Annotated in this window: 8 protein-coding genes; 1 reads left to right on the top strand and 7 read right to left on the bottom strand. The window is 67.6% G+C overall.

The features are described from left to right. The 7 genes from fusA to VNT59_RS17115 all read right to left on the bottom strand — a co-directional run. Positions 1–1,430, bottom strand: a 1,430-nt coding sequence (gene fusA, locus VNT59_RS17145) for an elongation factor G (RefSeq protein ID WP_325500310.1), incomplete at its 3' end; no start/stop codon positions are given. 67 nt (positions 1,431–1,497) lie between these two features. Then, positions 1,498–1,971, bottom strand: coding sequence for a 30S ribosomal protein S7 (rpsG, locus tag VNT59_RS17140; RefSeq protein ID WP_325500308.1), 474 nt, complete (start codon positions 1,969–1,971; stop codon positions 1,498–1,500). Between the two features lie 185 nt (positions 1,972–2,156). After that, the gene (rpsL, locus tag VNT59_RS17135) at positions 2,157–2,534 is read right to left on the bottom strand and encodes a 30S ribosomal protein S12 (protein WP_017759704.1); all 378 of its coding nucleotides are present in this window, start codon (positions 2,532–2,534) and stop codon (positions 2,157–2,159) included. A gap of 301 nt (positions 2,535–2,835) precedes the next feature. After that, complete coding sequence (locus tag VNT59_RS17130; RefSeq protein ID WP_325500306.1) at positions 2,836–3,993, bottom strand: D-alanyl-D-alanine carboxypeptidase family protein; 1,158 nt, start codon at positions 3,991–3,993, stop codon at positions 2,836–2,838. Positions 3,994–4,006: 13 nt separating this feature from the next. Continuing rightward, entirely contained in the window at positions 4,007–4,636 is a 630-nt protein-coding gene (locus tag VNT59_RS17125) for an alpha/beta hydrolase (protein WP_325500304.1), read from the bottom strand. Positions 4,637–4,640: 4 nt separating this feature from the next. Next, positions 4,641–4,979 carry a (2Fe-2S) ferredoxin domain-containing protein gene (locus VNT59_RS17120; protein ID WP_325500302.1) on the bottom strand — a complete coding sequence of 113 codons (339 nt, stop codon included), beginning with the start codon at positions 4,977–4,979 and terminating at the stop codon, positions 4,641–4,643. Next, positions 4,976–6,109, bottom strand: coding sequence for a VanZ family protein (locus VNT59_RS17115; protein WP_325500300.1), 1,134 nt, complete (start codon positions 6,107–6,109; stop codon positions 4,976–4,978). The genes VNT59_RS17120 and VNT59_RS17115 overlap by 4 nt, the downstream gene beginning before the upstream one ends. Before the next feature lie 504 nt (positions 6,110–6,613). Here VNT59_RS17115 and hemB point away from each other — a divergent pair. After that, a complete protein-coding gene (gene hemB, locus VNT59_RS17110) occupies positions 6,614–7,615 on the top strand; it encodes a porphobilinogen synthase (protein ID WP_325500298.1) in 1,002 nt (333 codons plus the stop codon). The last annotated feature ends 9 nt before the right edge of the window (positions 7,616–7,624 follow it).

The raw sequence follows: 7,624 nt of genomic DNA, 5'->3' as shown, positions 1-7,624 counted from the left end.
ACGTTGAACTCGCGCTTCATGCGGTCCACGATGATTTCGAGGTGCAGTTCGCCCATGCCGCCGATGATGGTCTGGCCGGACTCCTCGTCGGTGTTCACGCGGAACGACGGATCCTCGGCGGCCAGACGCTGCAGGGCGACGCCCATCTTCTCCTGGTCGGCCTTGGTCTTCGGCTCCACGGCCTGGCGGATCACCGGCTCGGGGAACACCATGCGCTCCAGCGTGACGATCGAGCTCGGATCGCACAGGGTCTCGCCCGTCGTCACGTCCTTCAGGCCGACGCAGGCGGCGATGTCGCCCGCGCGGATCTCTTCGACCTCCAGGCGATTGTTCGCGTGCATCTGCACGATCCGGCCGATGCGCTCCTTCTTGCCGCGCACCGGGTTGTAGACGCTGTCACCCTTGGACAGCACGCCCGAGTAGACGCGCACGAAGGTGAGCTGGCCCACGAACGGGTCGGTCATCAGCTTGAACGCCAGCGCCGAGAACTTCTCGTTGTCGTCGGCCTTGCGGTGCACCGGCTGCTCGTCCTCGTCCATGCCGCTGACCGGAGGAATGTCCACCGGCGAGGGCATCAGTTCGATGACGGCGTCGAGCATGCGCTGCACGCCCTTGTTCTTGAAGGCCGTGCCGCACAGCATCGGCTGGATCTCGCCGGCGATGGTGCGCGTGCGCAGGCCGTGGGTGATCTCGGCCTCGGACAAGTCACCTTCTTCCAGGTACTTGTTCATCAGATCTTCGTTGGCCTCGGCGGCCGCCTCGACCATCTTCTCGCGCCATTCCTTGGCCTGCTCGACGAGCTCGGCCGGAATGTCCTCGAACGTGAACTTCATGCCCTGGGAGGCTTCGTCCCAGATGATCGCCTTCATCTTGCGCAGGTCGACCACGCCCTTGAAGTTTTCCTCGGCCCCGATCGGAATCACGATCGGCACCGGGTTGGCCTTCAGGCGCGCCTTCATCTGGTCGTAGACCTTGAAGAAGTTCGCGCCGGTGCGGTCCATCTTGTTGACGAACGCCAGCCGCGGCACGCGGTACTTGTTCGCCTGGCGCCACACGGTTTCGGACTGCGGCTGCACGCCGCCCACGGCGCAGTAGACCATGCAGGCGCCGTCCAGCACGCGCATGGAACGCTCCACCTCGATGGTGAAGTCCACGTGGCCGGGGGTGTCGATGATGTTGATGCGGTGCTCGGGGAAGGACAGGTCCATGCCTTTCCAGAAGCAGGTGGTCGCCGCGGACGTGATCGTGATGCCGCGCTCCTGCTCCTGCTCCATCCAGTCCATCGTGGCGGCGCCGTCGTGCACTTCGCCGATCTTGTGGTTCACACCGGTATAGAACAGGATGCGCTCGGTCGTGGTGGTCTTGCCGGCGTCGATGTGAGCGGAGATACCGATGTTGCGGTACCGCTCGATGGGCGTTTTTCGGGCCATGATGCTCTTTCGTTGGTGGACGCAGGCCCGCTCGTGGCGGGCCCGCTCCAGGGAGATGGGACGGAGGTTAGAAGCGGAAGTGGCTGAACGCCTTGTTCGCTTCCGCCATGCGATGGACCTCATCGCGCTTCTTCATTGCGCCGCCACGGCCTTCCGTGGCTTCCATCAGTTCGTTGGCCAGCCGCATGGCCATCGACTTCTCGCCGCGCTTCTTGGCGGCTTCCTTCAGCCAGCGCATCGACAGCGCCAGCCGGCGCACCGGGCGCACTTCGACCGGCACCTGGTAGTTCGCGCCGCCGACGCGGCGGGACTTCACCTCGACCATCGGCTTGACGTTGTTGATGGCGATGGTGAACGCTTCCAGGGGGTCCTTGCCCGGATTCTTCTTCTCGATCTGCTCGAGCGCGCCATAGACGATGCGCTCGGCGATCGCCTTCTTGCCGCCTTGCATGATGACGTTCATGAACTTGGCGAGCTCGATGTTGCCGTACTTGGGATCCGGCAGGATTTCACGCTTAGGGACTTCGCGACGACGTGGCATTTCAATTCTCCAATTTGCTTCAGTTGGCCGTCCCTTGCGGGGGCCGCGAGAGCCAGCGGACTCTCACTTACTCGACCCACAGGCACCATTGCCTGCTTCGGGTCACTCCGCTCCGATTCAGCCTGCCAGGGCCGAACGAGCACCGACAAACACACACTGCTTTCGGGCCTTGGGGCCCCGGGCCGTCAGGCCTTCTTCGGCCGCTTGGCGCCGTACTTGGACCGCGACTGCTTGCGGTCCTTGACGCCCTGCAGGTCGAGCGAGCCGCGGACGATGTGGTAGCGCACGCCCGGCAGGTCCTTGACCCGGCCGCCGCGCACCAGCACCACCGAGTGCTCCTGCAGGTTGTGGCCTTCGCCGCCGATGTACGAGATCACTTCGAAGCCGTTGGTCAGGCGGACCTTGGCGACCTTCCGCAGCGCGGAGTTCGGCTTCTTCGGCGTCGTGGTGTACACACGGGTGCACACACCCCGGCGCTGGGGGCTGTTCTGCATCGCGGGGCTCTTGGACTTGGTCTTTTCGACCTCCCGGCCCTGACGCACGAGTTGATTGATGGTTGGCATGAAAGAAAACGTCCCTAAACGTTTGGTGTCGAAAGGCCGGCAACCGGGGCAATTCCCGCCGGAAGACGGCATGCGCTCTCCCGCCCCAATTGCGGGAAAGCCCTCCAGTATAGCCCGATCAGGGTCAACCCTCAATAGTTGGGCTGCGTCTGGGGGCCGGGAAGGCCTGGCAAGGCCGGCTGGCGACGCCAGATGAAGCCAATAGTTCCACCCGCCGGCGCGCCGGCGGTCGGGGTCATCCGTTTCGGCGGGCTGCGCTGGTGCGGTGCCGTCCGGGGCCGCTAGCGCCTGCCGCGCGCGGTCACTTGATCCACAGCCGCACGGCATCCCAGGCACGGCTCAGCACGCCGGCCTGCTCGACGCCTTCCAGCGCCAGCAGCGGCACTTCCAGCAGCGGCTGGTCGCCCGAGGTGACCTTGAGGGTGCCGATCTGCTGGCCCTTGGTGATCGGCGCCAGCAGCGGGTCCGGCCGCGCCACCTGGGTCTTGACCTTGCTGGCGCTGCCCGCGGGCACGGCCACGACGATCGGCTGCGGGCGGCCGAGCTTGGCGGTCTTGGCGGTCCCCTTCCACACTTCGGGCGTGACCACCGGCTGGTTGGCGTCGAACAGCTTGATGCCTTCGAACGCCGTATAGCCCCAGTTCAGCAGTTTCTGGGCCTCGTTGGCGCGGGCCACCTCGCTGGTGGTCCCGAGCACGACGGCCAGCACCCGGCGCGGGCCGACGTTCGGGAAGTCGCGCTTGGCCGTGGCGATCAGGCAATAGCCGGCCGCTTCGGTGTGCCCGGTCTTGAGCCCGTCGACGGTCGGGTCGCGGAACAGCAGCATGTTCCGGTTGGTGTCGTTGGCCGTCGGCGTGCCTTCGTAGCGGTACTTCTTGATGGCGTAGTAGTGCGTGTACTCGGGAAAGTCGCGCAGCAGCCGGGTGGCCAGGATGCTCAGGTCGCGCGCCGTCGTCGTGTGGCCGGCCTCGGTCAGGCCTTCCGGGTTCTTGTAGGCCGTGTTCTTCATGCCGAGCGCCTTGGCCTGCTCGTTCATCAGCTGCACGAAGCGCTCGACGGTGCCGCCGACGCCTTCCGCCAGCGCCACCGTGGCGTCGTTGCCCGACTGCACGATCATTCCCTTGATCAGGTCATCCACCGGCACCTGCATGGTCGGGTCGATGAACATCCGCGAGCCGGGCATCTTCCAGGCCCGCTTGCTGACCGGCAGCGTCTGCTTCAGGTCGAGCTTCTTGCTGCGCAACGCGTCGAACACGAGGTACTGCGTCATCAGCTTGGTGAGCGACGCCGGCTCCACCGGCGCGTCGATGTCGCGGCCGGCCAGCATCTGGTCCGCCGTCACGTCCATCACCAGGAAGGCGCGGGCGGCCACCTCCGGCGGTTGCGGCGTTTGCGCGGCGGCAACCAGGCAGAACAACGCGAGGAATGCGGCGGCAAGCGCCTGCTGGGCGGTTTTCATGGGCACGTGGGGGTCAGGAACGAAGGTGGCGAAGAACGAGGCTCTTCAGCAGCGGCAATTGTCCGTGAAAGAAATGGCCGCCCCCGGGGACGACCGTAACCGGAAGTGTCTGGGGACGCGCCCAGTCGAGCACCGCCGCCAGCGGCACCGTGTCGTCGTGCTCGCCGTGGACCACCAGCGTCGCGTCGTGCGCCTGCGGCGGCAGGACGGCGACGTCGAAGCGCGAGGCGGCGGTGCCGACCAGCACGATCTTCTGCGCCGGGCGGGCCGGCCACAGCGCGGCGACGGCGCGGCTCGCCACGAACGAGCCGAAGGAAAAACCGGCCAGTGCCAGCGGGCCGTCGGGCGCCTCGGCGGCCACCAGGGCCAGCATGTCGTCGAGCTCGCCGCGCCCCTCGTCGTGGGCGCCCTCGCTCGCCCCGACGCCGCGGAAGTTGAAGCGCAGCGCCACCCAGCCGGATTGCACGAAGGCGCGGGCCAGCGTCTGCACCACCTTGTTTTCCATCGTGCCGCCGAACAGCGGGTGCGGATGCGCGATCACCGCCGTGCCGCGGGCCGGCGTGCCTGGCCCGGGCTCGTCGCGCAAGCCCTCGATCACGCCGGCCGGACCGGCGACGTGGAAGCGCCGGGTGTGCACGTTCATCGGTTCAGCGGCCCAGGTGCGGCGGCGTGAGCAGGCGCTCCACCACCTTGCCGTTCTTCAGGTGCGACTCCACGATCTCGTCGATGTCCTGCCGGTCGACGTAGGTGTACCAGACCGCTTCCGGGTAGACGACGCACACCGGGCCGGCCGCGCAGCGATCGAGACAGCCGGCCTTGTTGACGCGCACCTTGCCGGGACCGTTCAGGCCGGCCGCCTTCACCTGCGTCTTGCAGCGCTCGAAGGCTTCCTGCGCATGATGGTCGGCGCAGCAGGCCTCGCCGTTCGGGCGCTGGTTCAGGCAGAAGAAGATGTGGCGCTCGTAATAGGAAGGGGAGCCGGTCATGCGGGCATTCTATTTTGCCGGTCCGGCGCCGAAAGGCGCAGCAGCACATACAGCAGCACCGCGTAAGGCCAGACCCAGCCGAGCCACTGGGCGAGGCCGTGGAAGCGGATGAAGCGGCCCTGCTCCCAGGTCTGCAGCGTGTGGGCGAAGTAGGCGCTGGCCGGCGCCTGATTCAACAGCGTCAGGTGCAGCATCAGCGCCAGCAGCACCAGGGCCGCGCAGCCGCGGCGCGGCATCACGATCAGCACCAGTGCCAGCACCAGCCCGATGCCCAGCCCGAGCCGCACCGGCAGGCTGAGCCAGGCCCAGGCGTGCGACGGGCCCCAGCTCAGGGCCGCCGACAGCGCCGTCGCCCCGATGCCGATCAGCACCGTGAACACCGCGAACACCGCGCGCCGACCGAAGGTGCGAACCACCGAATATCCGAGCAGGCAGGGCACCAGCGCGCCCAGGGCCACGCACACCAGTTCCGCGCCCGGCACCAGCGGCTGCAATTCGATGTCGCGCACTGGCAGCCACTCGAGAAACGGCGTGTCCATCAGCCACTCGGTGAGCGCGCCCTCCAGCCGCTCGAACACCTGCCCCAGCCCCAGCGGCACCGCGGCAGGGAACAGCAGCGCGAACGGCCACAACGCGAGCAGCACCAGCGCACCGCGGGCGTCCTCCACGAACCAGCGCACCCGAAATCGGCTCCACCGGTCGATCGCGCCGAGCCGCTCCAGTCCGGCTGCCAGCAGCGCCCCGGCCAGCGCCCCGGCGCCGTTGAGGCCGAAATCGAGGTTGGACGCGACACGCGAAGGCAGGTACGTCTGCAATGCCTCCATCAGCAGCGACAGCACGGCCGCCGCGACGACGGCAACGACGATCGCCATCGTCCGGTTGGACGGCGCGAAGCGCGGACTGCCGCGGCGCAGGAAGCTCAGGGCCAGCAGAAATCCGAGCGGTGCGTAGCCCATCGCATTGGCGGCCACGTCGAAGCCGGTCCAGTACTTGGGCCAGGGACTGCGCAGAAACTCCCACGGCGCGATCCCCTGGTCGCGCCAGCCGGCGAACGGATACAGGCTGGCGTAGACGATGAGCGCGACGTAGGCCTGCGACAGCGGCCACGCGGAGGTCTTGTGCTTGGGCACCGGCGTCAGCCGCAAAAACGCCGCTGTTTGCGGAAGATCAAATGCGGCCGTTGCCCAGCGGCCACGAACAGCCCGAGCGCAAGCCCAGATCCGGTGCGCACGCCGGCGCCGCGGGCCCTCGCGCCCAGCGCCGCGGCGGCCAGCCGCGATGAACAAGTTGAGGCCTCAAACATGGCGCGAGTGTAGGGACAAACCTGCAACCGGGGGCCGATTTCCCCCTCTGGCGGACCTGTGGCGACCGCAAAAAAAACCCCGGCCACGAGCCGGGGTGGGAAGCCTTTTTGCTGTCACACATCAAGGCACCCGCTCAGGGAGGAAAAGCGGGGAGCGGCAAACCGCCCGCAGCTAATTTAACAAAGCACCCGTCGAGTTTCAACAAAGCCGCCGCGCTGCTCGGGCTTTGCCGACCGCCCGGTTCGGCCGTGATCGGCCGCCATCTGACGCGGCGCAAGCCGGCGCCGCGGCGGGCCTCGCCGGCGCGGCAGATCGGGGACAATTTGCGGCATGAGCCTGCATGCCCCCTATCCCCAAGGCCGTCCGCGGCGCCTGCGCCGCGACGATTTCACGCGCAACCTGGTGCGGGAACACCGCGTCACGGCGCATGACCTGATCTACCCCGTGTTCGTGCAGGACGGGCAGCGCCGCCGCGATGCCGTGGCCTCGATGCCGGGCGTCGAGCGCCTGAGCCTGGACCTGCTGCTGCCGGTCGCCGAGCAGTGCGTGGCGCTGGGCATCCCGGTGATGGCGCTGTTCCCGGTGATCGACGCCTCGCTCAAGACGCCGGACGGCCGGGAGGCGTGGAACCCCGAGGGCCTGGTGCCGCGCGTCGTGCGCGAGCTGAAGAAGCGCTTCCCGCAGCTCGGCGTGATGACCGACGTCGCGCTCGACCCGTTCACCAGCCACGGCCAGGACGGGCTGCTGGACGAGACCGGCTACATCATGAACGACGAGACCGTCGAGGTCCTCGTGAAGCAGGCGCTGACGCAGGCGCAGGCCGGCGTCGACATCGTCGCGCCCTCGGACATGATGGACGGCAGGATCGGAGCGATCCGATCGGCGCTCGAGGAGCGGCGCCTGATCCACACGCGGATCATGGCGTACAGCGCCAAGTACGCCAGCGCCTTCTACGGCCCGTTCCGGGACGCCGTCGGTTCCGCGTCCAACCTGGGCAAGAGCAACAAGAAGGTCTACCAGATGGACCCCGGCAACACCGACGAGGCGCTGCGCGAAGTGGCGATGGACATCGCCGAAGGCGCGGACATGGTGATGGTCAAGCCCGGCATGCCCTACCTGGACATCGTGCGCCGGGTGAAGGACGAGTTCCACGTGCCCACCTTCGCCTACCAGGTCAGCGGCGAGTACGCGATGCTGAAGGCGGCGGCGCAGAACGGCTGGCTCGATCACGACGCCGTCATGCTGGAGAGCCTGCTCGGCTTCAAGCGCGCCGGCGCCGACGGCGTGCTGACGTATTTCGCGATCGACGCCGCGAAACTGCTGCGCAGCTGACGCGCCACG

The sequence above is a fragment of the Ramlibacter sp. genome (genome assembly GCF_035554825.1).
In the GTDB taxonomy this organism is placed as follows: domain Bacteria; phylum Pseudomonadota; class Gammaproteobacteria; order Burkholderiales; family Burkholderiaceae_C; genus Ramlibacter.
The sequence above is the reverse complement of the archived record's forward strand: the minus strand, read 5'-3'. Positions and strand labels throughout refer to the sequence as shown.